This window comes from Coprobacter tertius (assembly GCF_024330105.1).
Classification (GTDB): Bacteria; Bacteroidota; Bacteroidia; order Bacteroidales; family Coprobacteraceae; genus Coprobacter; species Coprobacter tertius.
In genome coordinates, this window is record NZ_JANDHW010000005.1 from 233,603 (window position 1) to 256,796 (window position 23,194).

At 38.7% G+C, this 23,194-nt stretch carries 20 protein-coding genes; 6 read left to right on the forward strand and 14 right to left on the reverse strand.

Annotation, left to right across the window (positions count from 1 at the left end; translation table 11 throughout):
• Positions 1 to 214 precede the first annotated feature (214 nt).
• Positions 215 to 1,288, forward strand: coding sequence for a glutamine-hydrolyzing carbamoyl-phosphate synthase small subunit (gene carA, locus NMU02_RS06985; protein ID WP_255026881.1), 1,074 nt, complete (start codon positions 215 to 217; stop codon positions 1,286 to 1,288).
• Positions 1,289 to 1,309: 21 nt separating this feature from the next.
• Complete coding sequence (carB, locus tag NMU02_RS06990; protein WP_255026882.1) at positions 1,310 to 4,543, forward strand: carbamoyl-phosphate synthase (glutamine-hydrolyzing) large subunit; 3,234 nt, start codon at positions 1,310 to 1,312, stop codon at positions 4,541 to 4,543.
• A 176-nt stretch (positions 4,544 to 4,719) separates the two neighbouring features.
• On the opposite strand, the gene NMU02_RS06995 is transcribed toward carB, so the two are convergent.
• Positions 4,720 to 6,606 (reverse strand): TonB-dependent receptor plug domain-containing protein, encoded by a 1,887-nt coding sequence (locus tag NMU02_RS06995; RefSeq protein ID WP_435522021.1) that lies wholly within the window; start codon positions 6,604 to 6,606, stop codon positions 4,720 to 4,722.
• Between the two features lie 70 nt (positions 6,607 to 6,676).
• Positions 6,677 to 7,078 carry a nickel-responsive transcriptional regulator NikR gene (gene nikR / locus NMU02_RS07000; RefSeq protein WP_255026884.1) on the reverse strand — a complete coding sequence of 134 codons (402 nt, stop codon included), beginning with the start codon at positions 7,076 to 7,078 and terminating at the stop codon, positions 6,677 to 6,679.
• A 132-nt stretch (positions 7,079 to 7,210) separates the two neighbouring features.
• Here nikR and NMU02_RS07005 point away from each other — a divergent pair, with 132 nt between their 5' ends.
• The gene (locus NMU02_RS07005; RefSeq protein WP_255026885.1) at positions 7,211 to 7,807 is read left to right on the forward strand and encodes a hypothetical protein; all 597 of its coding nucleotides are present in this window, start codon (positions 7,211 to 7,213) and stop codon (positions 7,805 to 7,807) included.
• A gap of 66 nt (positions 7,808 to 7,873) precedes the next feature.
• Here the strand turns inward: NMU02_RS07005 and NMU02_RS07010 are convergent, their stop codons facing one another.
• Entirely contained in the window at positions 7,874 to 8,368 is a 495-nt protein-coding gene (locus NMU02_RS07010) for a metallophosphoesterase family protein (protein WP_255026886.1), read from the reverse strand.
• A gap of 239 nt (positions 8,369 to 8,607) precedes the next feature.
• Here NMU02_RS07010 and NMU02_RS07015 point away from each other — a divergent pair, with 239 nt between their 5' ends.
• Complete coding sequence (locus NMU02_RS07015) at positions 8,608 to 9,933, forward strand: PhoH family protein (protein WP_255026887.1); 1,326 nt, start codon at positions 8,608 to 8,610, stop codon at positions 9,931 to 9,933.
• Between the two features lie 62 nt (positions 9,934 to 9,995).
• Here NMU02_RS07015 and NMU02_RS07020 read toward each other — a convergent pair whose 3' ends face one another.
• A complete protein-coding gene (locus tag NMU02_RS07020; protein ID WP_255026888.1) occupies positions 9,996 to 10,967 on the reverse strand; it encodes a diacylglycerol/lipid kinase family protein in 972 nt (323 codons plus the stop codon).
• 202 nt (positions 10,968 to 11,169) lie between these two features.
• Between NMU02_RS07020 and NMU02_RS07025 the strand changes: the two genes are divergently transcribed.
• A complete protein-coding gene (locus tag NMU02_RS07025) occupies positions 11,170 to 11,685 on the forward strand; it encodes an HdeD family acid-resistance protein (RefSeq protein ID WP_255026889.1) in 516 nt (171 codons plus the stop codon).
• Here NMU02_RS07025 and NMU02_RS07030 read toward each other — a convergent pair whose 3' ends face one another.
• From NMU02_RS07030 to nusB, 6 genes are all read right to left on the reverse strand, one after another.
• The gene (locus NMU02_RS07030) at positions 11,686 to 12,219 is read right to left on the reverse strand and encodes a C40 family peptidase (protein ID WP_255026891.1); all 534 of its coding nucleotides are present in this window, start codon (positions 12,217 to 12,219) and stop codon (positions 11,686 to 11,688) included.
• A 131-nt stretch (positions 12,220 to 12,350) separates the two neighbouring features.
• Positions 12,351 to 12,782: a DUF5606 family protein gene (locus NMU02_RS07035; RefSeq protein ID WP_255026895.1), complete on the reverse strand. Its 432-nt coding sequence runs from the start codon at positions 12,780 to 12,782 to the stop codon at positions 12,351 to 12,353.
• 96 nt (positions 12,783 to 12,878) lie between these two features.
• Positions 12,879 to 13,448, reverse strand: a complete 570-nt coding sequence (gene coaE / locus NMU02_RS07040) for a dephospho-CoA kinase (RefSeq protein ID WP_255026898.1) — start codon at positions 13,446 to 13,448, stop codon at positions 12,879 to 12,881.
• Positions 13,442 to 14,449 (reverse strand): YbbR-like domain-containing protein, encoded by a 1,008-nt coding sequence (locus NMU02_RS07045; RefSeq protein ID WP_255026900.1) that lies wholly within the window; start codon positions 14,447 to 14,449, stop codon positions 13,442 to 13,444. The genes coaE and NMU02_RS07045 overlap by 7 nt, the downstream gene beginning before the upstream one ends.
• A 134-nt stretch (positions 14,450 to 14,583) precedes the next feature.
• Entirely contained in the window at positions 14,584 to 14,919 is a 336-nt protein-coding gene (yajC, locus tag NMU02_RS07050) for a preprotein translocase subunit YajC (RefSeq protein WP_255026901.1), read from the reverse strand.
• Positions 14,920 to 15,000: 81 nt separating this feature from the next.
• The gene (gene nusB / locus NMU02_RS07055; RefSeq protein ID WP_255026903.1) at positions 15,001 to 15,927 is read right to left on the reverse strand and encodes a transcription antitermination factor NusB; all 927 of its coding nucleotides are present in this window, start codon (positions 15,925 to 15,927) and stop codon (positions 15,001 to 15,003) included.
• A 224-nt stretch (positions 15,928 to 16,151) separates the two neighbouring features.
• On the opposite strand from nusB, the gene NMU02_RS07060 reads away from it, so the two are divergent.
• Positions 16,152 to 16,502, forward strand: coding sequence for a DUF3276 family protein (locus NMU02_RS07060; RefSeq protein ID WP_255026911.1), 351 nt, complete (start codon positions 16,152 to 16,154; stop codon positions 16,500 to 16,502).
• A gap of 62 nt (positions 16,503 to 16,564) precedes the next feature.
• Here the strand turns inward: NMU02_RS07060 and NMU02_RS07065 are convergent, their stop codons facing one another.
• From NMU02_RS07065 to uvrA, 4 genes are all read right to left on the reverse strand, one after another.
• Positions 16,565 to 18,901 carry a TonB-dependent receptor gene (locus NMU02_RS07065; protein ID WP_255026913.1) on the reverse strand — a complete coding sequence of 779 codons (2,337 nt, stop codon included), beginning with the start codon at positions 18,899 to 18,901 and terminating at the stop codon, positions 16,565 to 16,567.
• Positions 18,902 to 19,023: 122 nt separating this feature from the next.
• Positions 19,024 to 19,365, reverse strand: coding sequence for a DUF8478 family putative metalloprotein (locus NMU02_RS07070; protein ID WP_255026915.1), 342 nt, complete (start codon positions 19,363 to 19,365; stop codon positions 19,024 to 19,026).
• A 147-nt stretch (positions 19,366 to 19,512) separates the two neighbouring features.
• On the reverse strand, positions 19,513 to 20,178 hold the full coding sequence (locus NMU02_RS07075) for a GDSL-type esterase/lipase family protein (RefSeq protein ID WP_255026916.1): 666 nt from the start codon (positions 20,176 to 20,178) through the stop codon (positions 19,513 to 19,515).
• A 157-nt stretch (positions 20,179 to 20,335) separates the two neighbouring features.
• Positions 20,336 to 23,167: an excinuclease ABC subunit UvrA gene (gene uvrA, locus NMU02_RS07080; protein WP_255026918.1), complete on the reverse strand. Its 2,832-nt coding sequence runs from the start codon at positions 23,165 to 23,167 to the stop codon at positions 20,336 to 20,338.
• Positions 23,168 to 23,194: the final 27 nt, after the last annotated feature.

Genomic DNA, 23,194 nt, shown 5'->3' on the forward strand with positions numbered 1-23,194 from the left:
TATCGATTACGATTTTACTTACTTAATCTTAATCCACAATACACATTGTCAATTTTTATTACATAATAGTATCAAATTGTTATTAATACAGAAAAACACAAAAATAATGTCGAACAAATCCTTTTTTCACTGACTTTTTATTTAACTTTGTACGGTTTTTACGATAGAAACCATTTTTTTCGAGATCATTATAATACTTATATATCTATCGTATATGCATAAAAACAGAAATGTTTCTCTTATTTTAAGCGACGGAACCGTCTTTAATGGCCAATCATTCGGTTATGAGAAAGCCGCAGCGGGAGAAGTCGTTTTCAGTACAGCCATGACGGGGTATCCCGAAAGTCTCACAGATCCCTCTTATTCCGGACAAATTTTGGTAACGACTTTTCCTCTGATCGGAAATTATGGTGTTCCACCCCGTTCGACAAACGACAACAAGTTATCTGCATTTTACGAATCGGAGAAAATACATGCCGAAGGCATTATTATCTCCGATTATTCGTTTGAATACAGCCATTGGAATGCCCATCGCAGTCTTTCGGATTGGTTGAAGGACGAAAAAGTCGCTGGAATATACGGAATAGACACCCGGGAACTCACCAAGAAGCTACGAGAAAACGGCTCAATGAAAGGGAAAATCGTTTTTGACAACGTCACCGAAATTGATTTCATAGACCCCAATAAAATCAATCAGGTCGCTAAAGTAAGTTGTAAAGAAGTTATCACTTACGGAAACGGTCATAAAAAAATCGTTTTGGTCGACTGCGGTGTAAAACACAACATCATACGCTGTCTCCTCAAACGCAATGTAACAGTCATCCGTGTTCCATGGGATTACGATTTCAACACCCTCGACTATGACGGACTCTTTATTTCCAACGGCCCTGGAGATCCCGATATGTGTGAAATAACAGTAGAGAATATTCGGAAAGCTATGGAAAAAGAAAAACCGATTTTCGGTATTTGTATGGGAAACCAGCTTCTATCAAAAGCCGGAGGAGCAAAAATATACAAATTAAAATACGGCCACCGAAGTCATAACCAACCCGTAAGAATGGAAGGTACGAACCGCTGTTTCATCACATCTCAAAATCACGGCTTCGCAGTAGATAACACTACTTTAGGAGACGATTGGGAACCGCTTTTTACCAATATGAACGATGGTACCAACGAAGGAATACGCCATAAAACAAAACCGTTTTTCTCGGCACAATTCCATCCTGAAGCCGCCAGTGGACCTACCGACACAGAATTCCTCTTCGATGAATTCGTAAAAATGTTATAAACCGAAAAAGGATAAAGAACGATGAGCGAACTAAATACCGATATAAAAAAAGTACTGGTACTGGGATCAGGAGCCTTGAAAATAGGGGAAGCCGGCGAATTCGACTATTCGGGATCCCAAGCATTGAAAGCACTAAAGGAAGAAGGGATAGAAACAATATTGATAAATCCCAACATCGCAACTGTACAAACTTCAGAAGGAATTGCCGACCGCATTTACTTTTTACCTGTTACCCCTTATTTTGTAGAAAAAGTCATCCGTAAGGAAAATCCCGACGGAATTTTATTGGCTTTCGGAGGGCAAACGGCTCTCAACTGCGGGGTAAACTTATACCGTTCGGGAATCCTCGAAAAATACAATGTAAAAGTTTTGGGTACTCCTGTACAATCGATTATCGACACAGAAGACCGCGAATTATTTGTAAAGAGACTCGATGAAATAAACGTAAAGACGATTAAAAGCTTCGCAGTAAACACACTCGAAGACGCAATAAAGGCCGCTGACGATCTCGGCTATCCGATCATTATCAGGGCCGCTTACGCATTAGGAGGACTGGGCAGCGGATTTTGTGAGAACGAAGAAGAACTCATTGCTAAAGCTGAAAAAGCCTTATCGTTTTCCCCCCAATTATTAGTAGAGAAATCGCTCAAAGGATGGAAAGAAATAGAATATGAGGTTGTCCGAGACCGTTTCGACAATTGTATTACGGTATGTAATATGGAAAATTTCGATCCTTTAGGAATCCATACCGGAGAAAGTATAGTAGTAGCACCTTCGCAAACACTTACCAACAGTGAATACCATAAATTACGAGAACTGGCTATACGCATTATACGACATATCGGTATCGTAGGCGAATGTAACGTACAATACGCTTTCGATCCCGAATCAGAAGACTACCGGGTTATCGAAGTAAATGCAAGACTAAGCCGTTCTTCGGCATTGGCATCCAAAGCGACCGGCTATCCTTTGGCCTTTGTGGCTGCGAAACTCGCTTTAGGATACGGGTTATTCGATTTAAAAAATTCGGTCACGAAAACGACTTCCGCTTTTTTCGAACCGGCTCTCGATTATATCGTATGCAAAATACCTCGTTGGGACTTGGGTAAATTCCAGGAAGTAGACCGGGAACTGGGTTCGAGCATGAAATCGGTCGGTGAAGTTATGGCGATCGGTAGATCATTCGAAGAAGCCATTCAGAAAGGATTACGCATGATCGGTCAGGGAATGCACGGTTTTGTAGGAAACAAAGAACTCGTAATACCCGATATAGATAAAGCCCTTCGCGAACCGACTGATAAACGAATATTCGTTATTTCCAAAGCATTCAGACAGGGATATACTATCGATCAGATTCATGACCTGACCCGCATCGATAAGTGGTTTTTACAAAAACTGTACAATATCATAATCACGGCCACCGAGCTGGAGGCTTACAACAATATAACCGCTATACCCGAAGAGTTGCTAAAGCAGGCTAAACAACAGGGATTTTCAGATTTTCAAATTGCCCGGTCGGTACTTAAAGAAAAAATGACCGACGCCGAAAAAGAAATTCTCGAAGTCAGAAAATATCGAAAAGAAAAAAAAATCTTACCGGTAGTAAAACAAATCGATACGCTGGCTGCAGAGTATCCGGCACAGACCAACTATCTATACCTTACTTACAACGGAACAGCCAATGATGTCAATTATCTGGGAGATCACCGTTCGGTCATCGTTCTCGGTTCAGGAGCATACCGTATCGGAAGTTCGGTAGAATTTGACTGGTGTAGTGTAAACGCTCTCGAGACGATACGGAAAGAGGGTTGGCGCTCGGTCATGATAAACTACAATCCCGAAACCGTATCGACCGATTACGACATGTGCGACCGGTTATATTTCGACGAACTTACCTTCGAACGAGTAATGGATATTATCGAACTGGAAAATCCCCACGGAGTAATCCTGTCGACGGGCGGACAAATCCCTAATAATCTGGCAACTCGCCTCGACGAACAAAAAGTTCCTATTTTAGGAACAAGCGCCTCTTCGATCGACAATGCAGAAGACCGTCATAAATTCTCTTCTATGCTCGACCGCTTAGGAATCGATCAGCCCCGTTGGAGAGAATTAAGCACGATGGACGACATATTCGATTTCGTAGAAGAAACCGGATATCCGGTACTGGTGCGACCGTCTTACGTACTATCAGGAGCGGCAATGAATGTTTGTTCGAACGATACAGAGCTGAAGCAATTCCTACAACTGGCTGCCAATGTATCTAAAAAACATCCGGTGGTTGTAAGCGAATTTATACAAAACGCCAAAGAGATAGAAATGGACGCGGTCGCTCAAAACGGAGAAATCGTTATGTACGCAATATCAGAACATATCGAATTTGCAGGAGTACACTCTGGAGATGCAACCATTCAATTTCCTCCTCAGAAACTATATGTAGAAACGATGCGTCGTATAAAAAAGATTGCGGGACATATCGCAAGAGAGTTACACATTTCGGGACCTTTCAACATACAATTTCTGGCAAAAAATAATGATATAAAAGTTATTGAATGCAACTTGAGAGCATCGCGTAGTTTCCCATTCGTATCGAAAGTTCTCAAAATTAACTTTATCGAATTAGCAACTAAAATAATGATGGGGTTACCTGTAGAAAAACCCAATAAAAACGAATTCGATCTCGATTATGTAGGAATTAAAGCCTCGCAATTCTCTTTCTCTCGATTACAAAAAGCCGATCCCGTGCTGGGAGTAGATATGGCATCTACCGGAGAAGTAGGCTGTATCGGAGATGATACTTCCGAAGCGATCCTTAAATCGATGTTATCGGTCGGATATACGATTCCAGAAAAAAATATTTTACTCTCGACCGGAAATGCGAAACAAAAAGCCGATTTGCTCGACGCAGCCTCTATGCTGCACAAAAAAGGGTATAACTTGTTTGCAACAGGGGGATCTTACCAATTTCTTATCGATAACGGTATACCGGCTACCCGGGTTTACTGGCCCAGCGAACCAGAGAAAAAACCACAGGCTCTCGAAATGCTGCATCATAAGGAAATAGATCTTGTCGTAAACATCCCGAAGAACCTGACGCAAGAAGAACTCGAAAACGGATATAAAATACGACGAGCAGCAATCGACTTCAATATTCCGCTACTGACCAACGCAAGACTGGCCTCAGCCTTTATCGAAGCATTCTGCACCTTCGGCATCGAAAATATACAAATAAAAAGCTGGGACGAATACAAATAACGAATTAAACAGACCGAACTGGGCCTGTCAACAAAAATATTTAATCTTGACTAGTCTTATAAAACCGTTACAGGTTTTATAGGACTAGTCATATTTTTCTGAAAAACAATATGATTACTTCTAATATATAAATCTGTATCTATTATTTAGAACTAAACAATTCACTATATAACCAATCAGAATTTAAGGTCGAATCCTCCCATTACAATTGCACCGGGCATAGGATACCCTTCGTTTATAGCGTATTTTGTATCGGTAAGGTTCTCCCCCTTTACAAACAATGTGATATTTTTATCACTAGGTCCGATCCGGTAAGCTACCCTCGCGTTGAGTAAGGTATAGTTTTCTTTCAATGCGTTATCTGTAAGAGTATTCAGATACAGGTCGAATATAGATTGAACATTTACTGTCAATGTCAGCCTTTTCCAAGTATACAGCCCCTCGACAAACAATTTATGTTCGGGTGCGGCCGTAATAATCTTGTTGGTATGCAAATAACTGTAATTAGCAGTAAAAACAAGATCTTTAAGAGCTTGTACGCTAGTTTCGAACTCGATTCCCTTGTTATAGAATTTTCCGACATTAGACAACATACCTTTTACCGGTTGTATCATATTCTTACCATCGATATAAAACAACGTAAGATCGGCATGTAAGCGGTTTCCCCAGAAATACTGCCCCACAGACACTTCGTAATTGAGCATACTTTCGGGCTTCAGGTCTTTATTTGCTCTGGAATAGGGTAAATAAGAAATATATAATTCTCTCAGATTAGGACTGCGAAACCCTTTAGAGAAAGAAGCTTTTATCGTATTACCTGCAAAAGGCCTCCAAACCAAACCGGCTTGAGGCACCCATTCGCTTCCAAAAGTACTGTTGTGTTCGTAACGGACACCGGCATTCAGAGTCAACTGATTCCATAAGTCTTGTTGCATAATCGCATATCCTGCGATCTCATACACGCTTTTATCGACTATCTCTTCCCGGGTTTTATCATTAAAATAATCGTTCCAGCCATGTCCCCCCCAGTTTTTATAATCTACACCCACTGTAAACTGATTTTGCGGCAAAACGAAGAATGACTCGTAAGCCTGTAAACCATAATTAAAATCAGTAGACCTGAAATAAAAATTTTTGGGAGACTCTTTTTCTGTATGCCCGTCGTTGATCTTATGATTTCCCCAGTTATAAAAGAATCGTACCGCACCCTTGTTTTTCGCAAACTTATTTTCGAGAGCAGCCGATGCCGTTCCCCGCCATATTCTCATCCAATGATCGATCATGGGAGCGGTTACAGTAGCGGGATCATGCGTATCATAATACGCCAGACTAACGTCCCCGACAGCACTCAAATGCTGGTTGAAATCATAACCTACTTTCGCAAAACCATTGGTAATATTAAATTCCGAATTTTTTCGATGTCCGTCGGTACGATCATGATTAAGCGAAAAGAAACTGTTGAAACGCCCGATCCTCACTCCGTTATTTACCATATATTTCTGAGTATTGTACGAACCATACATCACTCGGGCGTGTGTAGACACCCCTTCTTCATGCTGGCTGCGTGTAATGATATTCACCACCCCCCCCATAGCATTAGATCCATAAAGAAGAGAACCGGGTCCTCGTATTACTTCTACCTTATCGACATCAGAAGCCACATAAGTATCGGGAAGACTGTGACCGAATATACCAGCCCATTGCGGCTGACCATCGAAGAGCATCAATACTTTATTACTTCCGCCAACTCCCCTGATATTTACGGTGCCCGCCGACCCCGTAGAAACACCGAATCCTGTTATCCCTTTTTGGGTAACGAACAAACCGGGAACCCGTTGGGATAATACAGGTAACAATGCCGATTCGCTGCTGCGATCGATTTCCTGCCGCGTAACCACCGAAATCGTTAAGGGAACATTATTACGATTAACCAACGTACGATTAGCCGTTACAACGACCTGAGGTATATCGAGCGTATCAGTAACTGATTTAGCATTGAGAGTACCCGTCATAACCAGTAAACATAAGAGAATCAAGCCTCTTTCCAATAAATGTTTAATCATATTCTTATTATATATTTATTATAGTAACACGTTTATAAAAAAACGTGTTACCCGTAATTAAAAAAAATTTCTATTCTGCGCGGCTCATAACCAGTTTACCATGTTTTATATCCCTTATAGCAATCAGTTTATCCGATAATTCAGTCAAACGATGAGCCGCCCCGGTGACCGTAGCGATATGTAGACAAAAATTACTGTTTAAATAATACTGAGCAGAAGATAAAATGACATCTTGGTATTTTTTTTGTATTTCATCGATCTTTATAGCGATAGCAGTACGACTCTGATCGTACATAATAATAATCGTACCGGCAACAGTATGATTACATTGCCATTTTTTCTCGGCAATATTTTTCTCTATCAGGAAACGGATCGCCTGAGAACGATTGGAAAAACCGTTCTCCTGTACATATATATCGAGTGAAGTCAGTAAATCTTCCTCGAGCGAAACGCCGAATCTTTTTAAACCCATACTGCAATTTTTCACCAAAAATACACTTTTAATCGCTTTACATAAGTTAAAACAATCTTTTTTTAATTTTGTTCCTTTAAAACAAAAACTTTTTTGCTTTTTTTCTGTTTACTTAGTAACAAATAAGATAAAATGGACAATTACTTCATTCTTACATATAAAAATCGAAAAGGCAATATAGAAGCAACAATCGACCAACAATGTTCAGATACATTATTAGGTGAAGGGCTGAAAGATATATGCCTGTATCTAAGAAATCTGGCGGAAGACAGTAGCGGGAAAACCGATGAAAAGGAATCGTCGCTGACATTTTCGTGGAAAGAAAACGAAGAAGCAGGGCAATATGATCTATTGCCCGCCCACGACATGATACACCGCCTCGAGGAAATAAAAAAAGCGCTTACTCATTCCGAAAAAATTTACAATGGGATAAAAACGTCTGGTTTTCTTACCGACGATATCATCGGTAATATAGATGATATTATACTGGCAATACAGGAAAACGGGAAAAAAGAAGCCCAGGAAAAATACGGGGACAAAATAAAATATCTGTTCGGAACGATAGCACCCGAAATTATTCCGGTAAATGAATTAACAGCTGATATAAAAGGAATGTCCTATCATTCGGTATTACATACCATGTCTGAAATATACGGACAAATCCCCGGAACGAAAAAAAGTAAGTTCAAACGTCGGATAAATTTCGATGAACTTACATTTGATGACTAAATGCTGATGAGAAAAGAGGGTGCGTTAACCTTCCCGGAACAAAACGCATCCTCTTTTCATTATTTATTATTTGTCTCCCAGTTCTATCACTTCCAGATCACCGAATTGTCCCTTATCAATCGTAAAACGCACTAAAGTACGCTTTTTATGGAAACCGTACTGACCAGCCGCTCCCGGATTGATATGAAGCAATCCCAGGGTTTTATCGTATAAAACTTTAAGAATATGAGAATGTCCCGAAATAAATAATTGAGGAGGATTACGATATATAGCCGGCACAACCTCTGACGAATACTTGCCGGGATATCCCCCGATATGCGTCATCCACACATCGGCACCTTCGATCGAAAAGCGCTGATGCCGAGGAACAGCTGCTCTTATCTCTTGACCGTCGATATTCCCATAAACCGCACGAACCGGTTTTATCGATTCGAGGCGTTCGAGAACCTCGAGAGAACCGATATCTCCGGCGTGCCATATCTCATCACAATCGACAAAATATTTGACATACCGATCATCCCAATAAGCATGGGTATCCGATAATAATCCTATCTTTTTCATTCCCGTATTTTTTATACAAACGTAACGAAACTTTTTTAAGGGAACGAGTGAACGTTAAAATATTCTTATTTTTTTAAGATAAATCCCCCTAAAATAGAAGATTTTTTAAACATCGAAATCTTTCATTTTAAGATTATTTCCCTAACTTTGGATTTACCCGATATAAAGGATGCGATAATAGCGATTATCCTATTTAAAGAATATTATTCAAAATATCAAACACTTTAAACTATACTGCTATGGGATCAAAAAAGAATTTTGTGTTAGATACCAATGTGATCCTTCATGATTACAAATGCCTTTTTAATTTTCAAGACAATGATATTTATCTTCCTATCGTCGTTTTAGAGGAACTCGACAAATTTAAAAAAGGGAATGACCAGATTAATTTTAATGCACGTGAGTTTGTACGGGAACTGGATGAAATTACCGATGAACAACTTTTTAGTAAAGGCGCTAACCTGGGACCCGATCTCGGAAAGCTGTCGATCATCGTAAATAGCGAATTTCCCGATGAAGTAAAAAACACCTTCCCTACCCGTATCCCCGATCACCAGATTTTGGCGGCTACTCTCAACCTTGCCCGAAAGCACCCGAGCACTAAAACCATTCTCGTTACTAAAGACGTAAACCTGAGAATGAAAGCTAGGTCTTTAGGCATAATTACCGAAGATTATACTACCGATAAAGTGATGAATATCGACATTTTCGAATCGGAACAGCGCCAGTTTGAGATTGCCGACGGAGCCGTGATTGACGAAATATATAAGAGTCATGAAGGTGTACCCGTAGAAAAACTGGGAATAAAAGAAAAACTGAAATCGAACGAATGTTTTATTCTCAATAGTGGGACCTCGTCGGTGCTCGCGCGTTATGTTTCGGCAACAGGAAAAGTCAAAAAAGTAGTAAAAGAGCGTAATTTCGGAATCGAACCTCGAAATGCAGAACAAAGTTTCGCCTTTGAATTACTGAACGACCCGAATGTAAAATTGCTGGCTCTTACCGGAAAAGCCGGTACGGGAAAAACATTGCTAGCTTTGGCCGGAGCTCTAAAACAAAGCCATGACTACAAGCAAATATTACTGGCAAGACCGATTGTCGCTTTAGCAAATAAAGATCTCGGTTTTTTACCGGGTGATGAGAAACAAAAAATAGCGCCTTACATGCAACCCCTGTTTGATAACTTAAACGTAATAAAACATCAATTTACATTAGGAGGATCCGATTATCGGTATCTTCAGGATATACAGGAAAAAGGGCAGCTTGTAATCGAAGCCCTTGCTTATATACGCGGTAGAAGCCTCTCGGAAACCTTCTGCATTATCGACGAGGCTCAAAACTTAACCCCTCACGAAATAAAAACGATTATTACCCGCGCCGGAGAAGGAACTAAAATGGTATTTACAGGAGATATACAACAAATAGATTCGCCTTACCTCGATTCTCAATCGAACGGGCTGGTATATATGATCGATAAAATGCAGGGACAAAATATTTTCGGGCATGTTAATCTTGTAAAAGGAGAACGAAGCGAATTATCGGAACTGGCCAGTAATCTGCTGTAACTCTTTTCAAAAAAAGAAAACAGGATACAATAAATATTGTATCCTGTTTTCTTTTTTTTTTTTTAAATATTCAATTCACTTTTTATCGTATCTATAATTTCCCAAAGAGCCGAATGCAAAGGCTCGATAGGAGATTTACGACCGCTTCCCCTTTTCGGAATAATCGCTTTCAAGCCATCGTGAACACAACTGATATCGATACGTTTTCCCATTTCCACGGGTTCGCCGTCGAGATGCATAATTCCGGGATGTTCCCGGGTTATCGATAAAGAAGCGGTAGCAAAAGTACGTATATTGATATTCCGATCGAGAACTTTCGTAAAAAGCTGTACTGCCAATGGCCCGATATCGAAAGGTGTAAAAGGACGAATAATAGTAACATCGATTTTTCCGTCTTGCATACTGGCATGCGGGGCTATATATGCATTATTCCCATATTGCGACGCATTACCGCATGCAATCAAAAAGGCTTTTTCTTGTATTGAGCCACTTTCACTCTCGATCAGATAAGTTTCCGTTTTATATTTCAAATACTCGGTTACGACATTTTTAAGATAAGTAATTCCACCTCGCCGCTTGTCTTCCGCAAATTTTTGGCTGATCCAAGCATCGAAGCCGACCCCGCAAGTACAAAAAAACAATTTATCGTTGGCTTTACAATAATCAAGTAACTCTATCCGGCCCTCATTAATTACTTTCAACGCCCCGTCGATTTCGATCGGAATGTCGAGATGTCGCGCCAAGCCGTTACCCGATCCCATCGGCACGATTCCCAAAACGGTATCGGAGTGAATCAGCCCCTTGGCAACCTCATTACATGTACCATCACCCCCTACCGATAAAACACAATCGATCTTATCATCGGCAGCTTTCTGGGCCAGCAATGTCGCATGACCGGCGTATTCGGTAAATACAATCTCTATGTCATATAAGGATTTATCGATAACAGCCCCGATACGATCGGGGACTTTTATTTTGGAATGAGTTCCCGAAATGGGATTAATAATCGACAAAAGCCGTTTTTTAGGAACCATGTTTACTTATATGAATTAGTAAGATTACAAAATTAAAGAAATTATCCGAAGTAATCTGTTTTTATAATGGTTAGCACTCGCTAAAATTCGGTAAAGAAAATTTAAAAATAAAGACGTCCTATCTTTTTTATACTTCACAAGTCATCTGATCAGAAATTTCTTTTAACTTTGTATAAAGTTAAAATACAAAATACGAGCTGTTATGAATACATCCCAATGGACTCTTGTACGCAGTTTATTTGCGATTATATTAGGAATTATCGCCATTAAATGGCCGCAGGAAGTGCTTAATTATATTGTTATAATAATCGGCGCCATGTTTATCATCATGGGTGGATTCGCACTCATAAATTATCTTGCACGCCGTAAAAAAGGAGTTTCAGCCAAAATACCATATATTCCCATCGAAAGTATAGGTAGTATATTGTTAGGATTATGTCTGGCTTTTATGCCGACTGTTTTTATCGGATTCCTGATGTATGTACTGGGATTTCTGTTGCTATTGGCAGGAATATTGCAAATATTTTCTTTGGCCTCTGTTCAAAGAAATGTTCCGGTAGGTATTATATTCTATGTTTTTCCCATACTGGTTCTTATAGCGGGAGTCATCATTCTTTTTAACCCGTTCGACTCCATGAATTCAGTTCTCATTTTCTTCGGTATCTCGTCGATCGTATATGGGGTTATAGATATAGTAAATTACTTTAAGTTTCGATAATTACCGTTTCACTCGTCCAGCCCCTTTCCAAGCATGCCTATAATAGGCCTCATCGAGCCGACTCACAATTACTCCCCGAGATGAACTCGTATGAATAAAATATCCGTTGCGCAGGTATATTCCCACGTGATTGATTTTTTCCTTTTTCGAAGTAGAAAAAAATACGAGATCTCCCTCTTGCAACTGTTTTTTAGAAATCGGTTTACAATCGTTTCTATAAATCAGCCCAGAAGACCGGGATAAACACAAACCGTAAACATCCTTATAAATCCTCATTACAAGACCAGAACAATCGACTCCGTTTTTATTCGTTCCTCCATACCGATGGGGTACCCCGATCCATGTCGCACATTCCTTATACAAAGGATAATAATCTCCCTGAGCAGGAGACATATTCAATGAGGAATATACAGTTTGAGTCTCCTGAATTTCTTTTCCGGATACAGCTATTTTTCCTGTCATATTCCGGGAGGTATGACAGGAAAACAATAATAATGTTATAAAAAAATACAATGAAATACGTATCTTTTCCATTTCTATTTCATTATTAAAATAAAAACACAACACCCTCCAAACAATATGTAAAGTGCACCCCGAAAGTTATTTATCCAACTTTTGAAGTGCACTTCAGTAAGATTCCTTTTTCTATTTCGGAATATTATTTATCAGGCTTTTTCGCCAGACTCAGTTGCGTCTTCAGCAACCGCAGGCTCAATAAAATCAGTAATACCTTTTTCAACTAATGTATTATACCAGCCGAGTAACTTTTTAATGTCTGTCGTATACACCCTTTCTTTATCGAAATCGGGTAAAATTTCACCGAAATATGATCTCAATACCTGATCACCGCCTTTCAGATCGACAGAAGCCACTCCTCCGTTTTCTTTTTCCTTTATACTCTCCATTACTTCCCCCAGCGGTTTTTCACCGTTCTCGGTAAAAATCGCTATATCCCCCAAAGAAATTACTTTATCATGTGCATATGCAGGAACACGTTTACCTGTTAGCAATGATTCAACGATCAACATATTCTTTCCTTGAGATACCAGTTTATATAATCCCGGTTTTCCGGATATCGACAAAATTTTCTTTAACATAACAGATTAGTTTGTGTGTTTATAAATTTTGACACAAAAATAATATGCATCCTTTAATTTATCAATCGTAACCTCGTATTTTAATAAATATTATCCCTACATAGAAGATAATTGAGCCAGTATTTGTGGGATTACAGCGCTACAATCGTCATTATAAATAATAACATCGGCACGACGACACTTTTCTTCCTCATCCATTTGTGCCTCTATACGCGCCAAAACATCTTCCCGGGTACAACGGTTTCGATTCATCACCCGGGTTATACGCAATTCTACCGGAGCGGTTACTGTCCAGACCTTGTCGAGAAGCTGTTCGAGACCCGACTCGAACAATATCGCCGATTCCAGAAAAACAAATTCTTTATTTCGAGTCAGAGTCCATTCCTCAAAGTCTTGCCTTACGACAGGATGTACAATAGAATTTACCTGTTTACGCAAATCATCATTACCAAAAATAGCTGATGCCACTTGCGCCCGATCGAGGGTATTTCCTGTATATACGTCACCTAACAAACCTGTGAGCCCGCTGCGTATCGTCACAGACTCTTCCATCAGTTTGCGAGCCTTTATATCCGTATCATACACAGGATAACCGCAAAGCCGTATAAAACGGCTTACCAAAGACTTTCCACTCCCTATACCTCCAGTAATACCAATTGTTACCATATCCCTGTTTTCACTTCTAAAATAAACTCGGCACTATCGGGGACAACCTCTATATTATTAATATAAGCAGGCTTTTCCATTACCTTTAACGGAATCTTATTCCCCTTGGCTTTTTTTACATCGTCGAAATCGACCCCTACGGAAAAATCATCGACCGGAATTTTCGAAAAACGACTTACCGGAACCATGAAGTTTAAATCTACTGTCGCCGGAAACGTCACCATTGAGATACCGGTTGGTAAATTATACTGATTAATAGGAAGCGATATCTTTTTAGAAGTAAGTTCCTCAACAGGGACTGTTACATTAAGTAGGTCAGGGACAATTTTAGCACCTCTTATTTTATGTAACGGCAAATTAAAAGTTGTTGTATCGGTCAGTGATTTCAATGTAAAAGAATCGGTAACGACTTCTTTAATATTTTTCAATATCGATGTAGGTGCATAAACTGTAACCGAATCGCTGCTCAGTTTTATCGGGCCACTGATTATGCATTGCGGAACAGTAGATACCGAACCTTTGAGATGCACTTTAAATTTACGTCCCTTATTATTTGTAAAATATACCGGAATAGAATCGGGAGTGTAGTACAATAAGTTCGTAGTATTCTTTAACTGTTTTCTTATAAGTGAAGAAAGTTGAGGCGAATTTATAACAAATACTCCCCTATTATTTTTATAATGGTTGAAATCGATGGTTATCGGAGACAGACGATCGACGATATAACTCATTAAAACCGTACCTTTATCCCGTAATCGGACATTTATTTTTTGAGGAAGTTCCGATGTGATCATCACCTGTTCTGGAATATCCGTATATTTTACAGGGATCGAAAAGTTTCCTTCCGCATCTTCATTCAACGACTGTAAAATCCAAAAAAGAAAAGACAAAGCAAGAAAAAAGAGAAAAGTCAGAAATTCTCGGCTTCTCTCGTTTTTAAAAAGCGTTTTAATCTTTCTCCGAATACGGGTATTCCAATACTTTACCTTTTTATTTCTCATACAACCTGCCAATAAGTAAGTCTCATAAAACAAAGATAAAGTTTTTTATCGTAATCGTGAGAGATTACCCATAAAAAACTTTATCTGTAACAATCGGGGAAAATATTCCCCGAAAAAAATCATTTTAATAAAGACTATTTCGCAGCCTGTTGTTGTGAAGAATCGGCGGCAGTTGCATAAATAGAACCTTTATCGATGCGGATACGTACGTTTTCGGCAATTTCAAGAATGACCTCCGTATCTTTCATTTCTTTGATCTTTCCATAGATACCTCCGGCTGTAATTACCCGGTCACCGACTTTAAGGCTTTCCCGAAATTTACGTATTTCCTTCTGCTTTTTTGTCTGAGGACGGATCATAAAGAAATAGAATATAGCCACCAAAGCAACCATCATGATAATACTCGACCAAGGCGAGGACTGCTGCGCTCCGGCAGGTGCCGCATCTAAAAGAACTGTAAGTAAAGTCATAATTAAAAATAATTTGTTAATAATGTTTCATTTCCTAAGGAAGAAGTATCTCCTTAACGATACAAATATATAACAATTTAATTATTCTTTTGTTAGAGAACCTTCTTTTTTTAACTGGTTTACGATCGTATCCAGTATACCGTTGATAAAATGTCCGCTTTTAGGCGTACTATATGATTTTGCCATTTCGATATACTCGTTTAAAGATACTTTTACAGGAATCGAAGGGATAGTCTCGATCTCGGCCAACGCAACCAGCATAATAACGATATCCATAAAAGCAACCCTATCGATTTCCCAATTACGAGTGTGCTGGTCGATAAGTTCTTTGTTCGAGTCTGCTTTCAAAATCGCATTCCGGAAAAGTTCTTTTGCAAACGTAGCATCATCCTCATCTTTAAACATAGGCAGGAGAGTCTGCTCATTGTCACTTTTCTCATCGAAACGCTTAATAGTTTTCAGCACAAAAGTAGAAATAATATCGAAATCATCGTTCCAGTAAAGGCTGATCGATTCGAGGGCATCCAGCAATTCCTGATTACCGATAATAATATGCTTGAATATTCTACGCCAAAATTCCCGATCGGCTTCATAAGAGTCTTCTTCAGACACCATATATTCTTTATAAATATCGGAAGCAAGAATTTTATCCAGTAAAATACGAATAAAATCGGAATCGTTTTTCCACGATATCTTGTTTTCTTTTATGTAATCCGATAATGCATGATTCGCTTTTAACTGAGCGACAAAACGATTATGAATAAAACGAGGATTCGGATTTTTTTCTTCCTGAGTAGCCAGATATTTTGTCCGAGCTACTTCTATACGAGAGTATTGAGCATCGGTAAGTTCAATCATTAACAATAATAGCATATGATACAACTCATAAGCCTTATTTAAACTAAAGAACAATTCCTTTTCGGAAGCATCCATATTTTTATCTTCTTTAAGAAAATAAGAATAAAGGATCTGGACAACTTTAATACGGATCAAAATTCGATTTATCATTATTATTCCGGCTATTTTTATTTGCGTCCGCAAAGTTATTACAATTTTATCTTAATGCAGGTATAAACTCTCTATTTTTTGACAAGAAGCGCATGAGTAAATACTTTTTATTGTTTTTTATAAAAATGATCGTTCTCTAATTCTGATTTTCAAAAAAAAATAATCATATTTGTAAAGGAATATTATATAAATAATTTAGGCTTATTAATTAATTGAGTTGTAGTATGAGTATTATTAAAACAGAGCAAAAAACTACGGACATTATTTTTTCTAAATCATTAAAAACCGGTAAGCGTTTATATTATATAGATGTGAAAAAAAATCGGAAAGAAGAAATGTTCATTGCCATTACAGAAAGTAAAAAAATCATTAACAATAATGATAATCCGGTCATTCAATTTGAAAAGCATAAAATATTTCTCTATCAAGAAGATTTTGAAAAATTCTACAATAATTTACTGGAAACGATGCAGTATATCCAAGAAAATTCAGATACTACCTCCCCAGTAAACACTAAATTGTCAAATGATTCGGAAACAGTAATTGAAATCGAAAAGAACGAGGTAAAAATATAGTTGCCCGATATAAAAATGAGTGCGTAATATATATTACGCACTCATTTTTATGCCCGTTATTATTAAAGATTCATCAACTTAAATCCGACATAGTAACTTCTCGGCTGGGAAGGCCCATAAATATATTGGGAATCCCTGTCGGCATTTTTATCAAAATCCCGTTGTCTGCTGTCGAATATATTTTGTACACCAGCATCGACCTGAAGAATCAAATTCCGATACAATTTAAAATCGTAACTCAGCTTCGGACTCATATCAAAAAACAAGGGACTTTGTTCGAGCCTGTCATGCTGGATATAACCGGCAAAGTGAGGAACATACATTTTTCCGGTAAAAGTACCAGAAAGATATACTTTAAATGCCTTGGTTACATTATAAGTATAAGTAAGATAGCCGTAATAATCGGGTGTTCGCAACATATTCCTCACCGGTGCTGCTTCATCAGACCATATATGATCAGCTTTATATCTACTACGTTGTAAAGTAAAACCCATCTGTAACTGGCTAAGATTCCCGTATGCAAGTTTTCCATCGAGATTTATCCCATATACACGTGCTCCTTTACCGTTTCTTCGTTCTTGTACCGAATAGCCGTTTTCATCGGGTAGAGGTTCGAGAACAAATACATTCCGTAAATCGGTATAAAATGCTTCACCCAACAAATTACCCTGCCAGACGCCCCAATTTCCGTATAAATCGACAGAAGCGCTATAACTCAATGACCGTTCTTCTTTAAGATTAGGAGCCAGCTTTATCACCATCCCCTGACCACCGACCATCGAGACATGCAAATCTTCATCATAGGCTTGAGGAGCCCTGAAGCCAGTAGAAAAGGTTAAACGGCTTTGAACAGCCTCACTGGGTTTATATAAAAAATTCACTCTTGGACTGAATATCAGACGATGGATTAGGTTATGTTTATCTACCCGGGCACCTACTAATATCGAATAATAATTATCTTTCCACTCATTTTGGAAATAGCCGCTTCCTATTTTTACTTGTTGATCGAGATGACGGTTATAGCCGGTCATCTCATCTTTTAATCCATTCGACTGATATTCTACTCCGGCTGTAAATGTTCCCGGTGAAAAAAGAAAATGAGAATAATTCAGAACATAAGTACCGCCGGTTACCCAAGTCATATCGGTAGTCTTTCCGTATGCATTCTCATCTTGATGCGAGCCATAATAACTGTCGCGAGATATATGTTGCAAAGACCCGTATAACGAAAGTTTATGTTTATATTCTTTAAAAAATATATCGTATGTCGCACTCCCGCCATTAATATAATGATTAGTTTGCTCGGCTATATCAGCCTTGTGCGGAGGTTCATCAAACATATTCCCTCCCCGTCTGTATTCGTATGCAGTATGATACTCAAGAGTCAACCGACTCATCTTTGTAGGTCGTAAGAATCCTCTCATACCGAAATTACGACTATCAAGTTTGGGTAATTCGCTGAATCCATCACCATCGATATCTACCGGAGAACGTTTACGGAAAAACTGATATGCAGAAAGACCGTATTTATGGTCATCAGATACCAAAGAGACATTCCCATCAACGACACTCTCCCATGCATTACCGTTAATAGCGGTAAAATTAGTAGCAGCTCGAAACGAATTGTTTACAGGATCTTTTGTTATAATATTAATTGTACCGGCAACTGCATTAGACCCGAATAAAGCCGATCCGCCTCCACGTACAATTTCAACCCGATCGATCATATTTGTCGGTAACTGTTCCAAACCATACACTCCCGCCAAAGCGCTTAATACAGGTCGACTATCTATCAGGATTTGAGAATAGGGTCCATCAAGTCCATTTATACGTACTTGCGAGAAACCGCAATTCTGACAATCGGTCTCAACCCTTAAACCCGACTGAAAATTTAATGCCTTTGACAGATCACAGGAATTAACGGTTTCAAACGTTTTCATGTTTAATACATTTACAATAACAGGTGCATCTTTTCGGTTAGTTTCATTCCGGTTTGCCGATACGACAACTTCGGGTGTTTGAAATACCTGAGTATCAAGCATCAGCTCCAGATCGGGGCTTTTCCCATTTTTTACTTCAATTGTTTTTACCAAAGGCAAATAACCTACCCCTGTCACTTTTACCTCATATCTACCGTCATGGGGAACGTTAGCTAAGAATTCTCCCTTTTCATCACTCATATAACTCAGATTATAACTGTGCTCAAATCGGTGACGGTGTCCCGGTACCGATTCGAATTTATTTCCTGATAGCTCCTCGATATAAACCGATATATAAGGAAGACTTTCCCCTGTCTTTTTATCTTTTATTACCCCTTTAAATGAATAATTTACCGGATTTACGGCCATAGCGGTCAGGTATATAAAAACACATACGATGACCGATAATATTCTTTTCATAATAATTCTCGATTAAAAATATATCTATACAGAAACATTTTCCGATAATTCTACACCGGAAACACATTAATACATACTATCCTTTTCCCGTCAATCACAAAAAGAAAGGATAACAATAAGATTTATGAAAAAAATACGGGAGGCCCTCGAGGAGATAAGCTAAAAAAATAAATCGAAATCAAGTACACAAAATCCGGCAGATATAATCTATCAAAACAAGTTACCGGACAAAAAATATCGATGTAAGGTTGAGGCGAAGTAGTAAGTATCTGAGATAACGACTGGAAAAAATAAAATGTGTTACCTGTATGATGATGTACCGCCCCCGGATTACTGTGTGCATGTAAGACAATCGTTCCATCGATAACGTGCGCATGAGTATACATCGTTATCAATGTCAAATAAGCGGCAAATATGCTCAGCAGGAAAAATGCAAGTATATTATGTCGATAATTTTTTTTCATTGTCGAAACAAAGTTAAAAAATTATTTTTATCAAGTCTAAATAACTACATTTTTTAATATAAAATAATAACAACTTATATTAAATAATAATTTAGCCAAACAGGCCGATATGCACGAATTTTTTATTGATATTTCTCTTAATAAGTTTTATTCTTCGAGAACATACGGCATTATAATATCACGCCACAGTAAATACCCTTTTCCCAACAAATGCAAGCCATCATTAGTATAAGCCGGATTCATTTTTTCAGAGTTTTCTTCTACAAAAAAACTATATAGATCGATATATCTTATACCTTCTTTTTCGGTCAACTGTTTTAACCTATCATTTATTAGTTTCACATCTTTCCAATGTGCCGTATGGTCTTTAAACATCCCATAACAATCATTTACCGGCAAAATACTTTGAAGATAAATAACTGTCGAAGGCGATTCCTCCTTTATTTTACCGACAATCATTCCTATACGATATACAATTGTATCGGAAGAAACTCCTTTTGATAAATCATTGGTTCCTATTAATATAAAAATTTTCGAAGGTTTACCTTTAAGAACCGGCATAAGACGATCATACACCCCTAAACAAACATCTCCGCTTATTCCCCTGTTTTTTATTCGTTTATTATCAAAAAGTTCACTCCATTCACAACCATTTATAATGCTGTTACCGATAAAAACTATATCATCAGCAGTTATCGGAAGAGCTTCGAACAAAGTAACTCTTTGCTGATAAAAAGTAGAATATTTCCGTCCTTGTGCAATTAAAGGGAAAGCTAATACACATCCCAATAAAATAAAAATATACTTTTTCATTATATCATTTATTAATTAATTTTCTATTGTAATTCCCCCCCTTACAAAGTAAATCCGGAAATCCCTTGAAAGAAAATCCCCCAAAACGCTATTCATAAATTATTCTAAACCATTTATCACTATGGTTCTAGAAATCACTTAAATCTATATGCAATATTTATTTAATACCCGGGAATAATTCCTTTTTAAGATAACGTGTTGTATAAGTATCTTTTTTCTTACAAATATCTTCGGGCGTTCCTGTTACCAAAACCTCACCTCCTGCCTGACCCCCTTCAGGCCCCATATCGATAATATAATCGGCACTTTTTATAACATCGAGATTATGTTCGATAACCAATACCGTATTCCCCTTATCAACCAATCGATTTAACACGCCTAACAACACTCGAATATCTTCGAAATGAAGCCCCGTAGTAGGCTCATCTAAAATATAAAGAGTTTTCCCGGTATCTTTTTTCGACAATTCTGTGGCCAGTTTCACCCGTTGACTTTCACCACCAGACAAAGTCGTAGAGGGTTGCCCCAGTTTTATATAACCGAGTCCGACATCCTGAAGTACTTTTATTTTATTCAGAATCGAAGGGATACTTTCAAAAAATTCTACTGCCTGATTGATTGTCATATCCAATACATCGGCAATCGATTTACCTTTAAAACGTACCTCGAGAGTTTCCCGGTTATATCGTTTACCATGGCATTCTTCACAAGGAACCAGTACGTCGGGCAAGAAATTCATTTCGATATTTTTATACCCGTTCCCGCCGCAAACTTCACACCGTCCACCAGGCACATTAAAAGAAAAACGTCCTGGTTTATATCCTCGTATCTTGGCTTCGGGCAAATCGACAAAAACATTTCGAATATCAGAAAAGACTCCTGTATAGGTAGCCGGATTAGACCGGGGTGTACGTCCCAGCGGCGACTGATCTACATTTACAATCTTGTCGATATTTTCAATTCCTTTGATAGAATCATAGGGCAACGGATCTTTAATCGACCGATAGAATTGTTTACTTATAATAGGCTGTAAAGTCTCATTAATAAGACTCGACTTACCACTGCCCGAAACACCCGTAACACATATAAAACGTCCCAAAGGAAATTTTACAGTTACATTTTTCAGATTATTTCCCTTTGCACCTTTCAAGACGATCTCTTTCCCGTTACCTGTCCTGCGCTTTTGGGGTATGGCAATCTCCTGTTTCCCGTTGAGATAAGCAGCTGTAAGAGTATCCGACTTTAACATTTCAGAGGGTGTTCCCGCAAAAACGACATCTCCTCCCAGACGTCCCGCACGAGGACCGAGATCGATTACATAATCGGCCTCGAGCATCATTTCCTTATCATGTTCGACTACAATAATCGAATTTCCCGTATCCCGGAGTTGTTTCAAAGAACGAATCAGCCGAGTATTATCCCGCTGGTGCAATCCTATACTGGGCTCATCGAGAATATATAACACGTTTACAAGCTGCGAACCGATCTGAGTAGCCAAACGAATGCGTTGACTCTCTCCTCCCGAAAGTGTTGAAGAAGCTCTGTTAAGACTCAAATATTCGAGGCCTACATCGATTAGGAATTTCAATCGCGTACGTATTTCTTTCAATATTTCATGCGCAATTTGTGCCTGCTTTAAAGACATATAGTTTTCTACGCCATCGAGCCATTTATTAAGGTCAGAAATATCCATCGAGGATAATTCGGCAATATTTTTACCGTTGATACGATAATGCAGGGCTTCTTTATTAATACGTTGGCCTTTACATTCGGGGCACACTACGGTTTTTACAAATTGTCCGGCCCACTTCTGAGCCTGAGAAGAAGCATCACTTTGCTGTTGCATCTCGATATACCGGATCAGTCCTCCAAAAGAAAGGCTATAATTGGAACTGCCCAAAGCCTCGTTTTTTATACGAAGACGTTCATCGGTTCCGTTCAGAATATCATCGAGGGCTTCATCAGGAACTTCCTTAAGCGGAGTCTTCAGTGTAACCCCATATTTCTCGCAAATAGCTTCGATTTGCCAAAATATCATTGAATTTTTATACTTTCCTAAAGGAACGATTCCGCCTTGATAAATCGAAAGAGAATCATTCGGAATAATTTTTTCTCTATCGATAATATTTACTAAACCTAACCCTTTACAACGCGGACAAGCTCCCTGGGGCGAATTAAAAGAAAAATTATGAGGTGCCGGTTCACTATAAGACAGACCGGTACCGGGATCCATCAATGTACGGCTATAATGGCGTAACTCTCCCGTATCGGCATCGAGAACCATAATAAGTCCGTCTCCTTGTTTCATGGCAATGCGTACACTTTCCTTCAACCGACGCTCGTCTTTTTCAGAAATAATAAGTTTATCCACAACCAACTCGACACTGTGATTTTTATAACGGTCGAGTTTCATTCCGTGCAGTATTTCCCGCAATTCACCATCTACCCGTACGGTCAGATAGCCCTTCTTTCTTACCTGTTCGAAAAGTTCCTTATAATGCCCTTTTCGATTTCTTACTAAAGGAGAAAGTATATATGTTTTACGCCCCTTGTAACGATCGAGAATAAGCTCGAGAATCTGTTCTTCGGTATACTTTACCATTTTTTCGCCCGACAAATAAGAATAAGCCTCTCCTGCCCGGGCATATAACAACCGTAAAAAATCATAAATCTCAGTTGTCGTGCCCACTGTCGAACGGGGATTCTTATTCGTCGTTTTCTGCTCGATAGAGATAACCGGACTGAGTCCGGTTATTTTATCGACATCGGGGCGTTCCATATTTCCCAGGAAATTACGGGCATACGAAGAGAAAGTCTCTATATAGCGTCGCTGACCTTCGGCAAAAATCGTATCGAATGCTAATGAAGATTTTCCGCTGCCGCTTAATCCGGTAATAATCGTAAAACTATTACGGGGAATTTCTACATCGATATTCTTAAGATTGTGCACCCGGGCACCATACACCTCTATTTTATCATCATTTTGCATTGTACAAAAAATAAAGTAACAAGATAT

Bases quoted from the DNA above. Each gene is read 5' to 3' on its own strand.
- nusB (WP_255026903.1), bottom strand. From the start codon at position 15,927: ATGATAAATCGAATTTTGATCCGTATTAAAGTTGTCCAGATCCTTTAT.
- NMU02_RS06995 (WP_435522021.1), bottom strand. From the start codon at position 6,606: ATGATTAAACATTTATTGGAAAGAGGCTTGATTCTCTTATGTTTACTG.
- NMU02_RS07015 (WP_255026887.1), top strand. From the start codon at position 8,608: ATGGGATCAAAAAAGAATTTTGTGTTAGATACCAATGTGATCCTTCAT.
- NMU02_RS07065 (WP_255026913.1), bottom strand. From the start codon at position 18,901: ATGAAAAGAATATTATCGGTCATCGTATGTGTTTTTATATACCTGACC.
- nikR (WP_255026884.1), bottom strand. From the start codon at position 7,078: ATGGGTTTAAAAAGATTCGGCGTTTCGCTCGAGGAAGATTTACTGACT.
- uvrA (WP_255026918.1), bottom strand. From the start codon at position 23,167: ATGCAAAATGATGATAAAATAGAGGTGTATGGTGCCCGGGTGCACAAT.
- NMU02_RS07010 (WP_255026886.1), bottom strand. From the start codon at position 8,368: ATGAAAAAGATAGGATTATTATCGGATACCCATGCTTATTGGGATGAT.
- NMU02_RS07020 (WP_255026888.1), bottom strand. From the start codon at position 10,967: ATGGTTCCTAAAAAACGGCTTTTGTCGATTATTAATCCCATTTCGGGA.
- NMU02_RS07045 (WP_255026900.1), bottom strand. From the start codon at position 14,449: ATGAGAAATAAAAAGGTAAAGTATTGGAATACCCGTATTCGGAGAAAG.
- carA (WP_255026881.1), top strand. From the start codon at position 215: ATGCATAAAAACAGAAATGTTTCTCTTATTTTAAGCGACGGAACCGTC.
- NMU02_RS07025 (WP_255026889.1), top strand. From the start codon at position 11,170: ATGAATACATCCCAATGGACTCTTGTACGCAGTTTATTTGCGATTATA.
- NMU02_RS07075 (WP_255026916.1), bottom strand. From the start codon at position 20,178: ATGAAAAAGTATATTTTTATTTTATTGGGATGTGTATTAGCTTTCCCT.
- NMU02_RS07005 (WP_255026885.1), top strand. From the start codon at position 7,211: ATGGACAATTACTTCATTCTTACATATAAAAATCGAAAAGGCAATATA.
- NMU02_RS07060 (WP_255026911.1), top strand. From the start codon at position 16,152: ATGAGTATTATTAAAACAGAGCAAAAAACTACGGACATTATTTTTTCT.
- NMU02_RS07070 (WP_255026915.1), bottom strand. From the start codon at position 19,365: ATGAAAAAAAATTATCGACATAATATACTTGCATTTTTCCTGCTGAGC.
- NMU02_RS07030 (WP_255026891.1), bottom strand. From the start codon at position 12,219: ATGGAAAAGATACGTATTTCATTGTATTTTTTTATAACATTATTATTG.
- carB (WP_255026882.1), top strand. From the start codon at position 1,310: ATGAGCGAACTAAATACCGATATAAAAAAAGTACTGGTACTGGGATCA.
- yajC (WP_255026901.1), bottom strand. From the start codon at position 14,919: ATGACTTTACTTACAGTTCTTTTAGATGCGGCACCTGCCGGAGCGCAG.
- NMU02_RS07035 (WP_255026895.1), bottom strand. From the start codon at position 12,782: ATGTTAAAGAAAATTTTGTCGATATCCGGAAAACCGGGATTATATAAA.
- coaE (WP_255026898.1), bottom strand. From the start codon at position 13,448: ATGGTAACAATTGGTATTACTGGAGGTATAGGGAGTGGAAAGTCTTTG.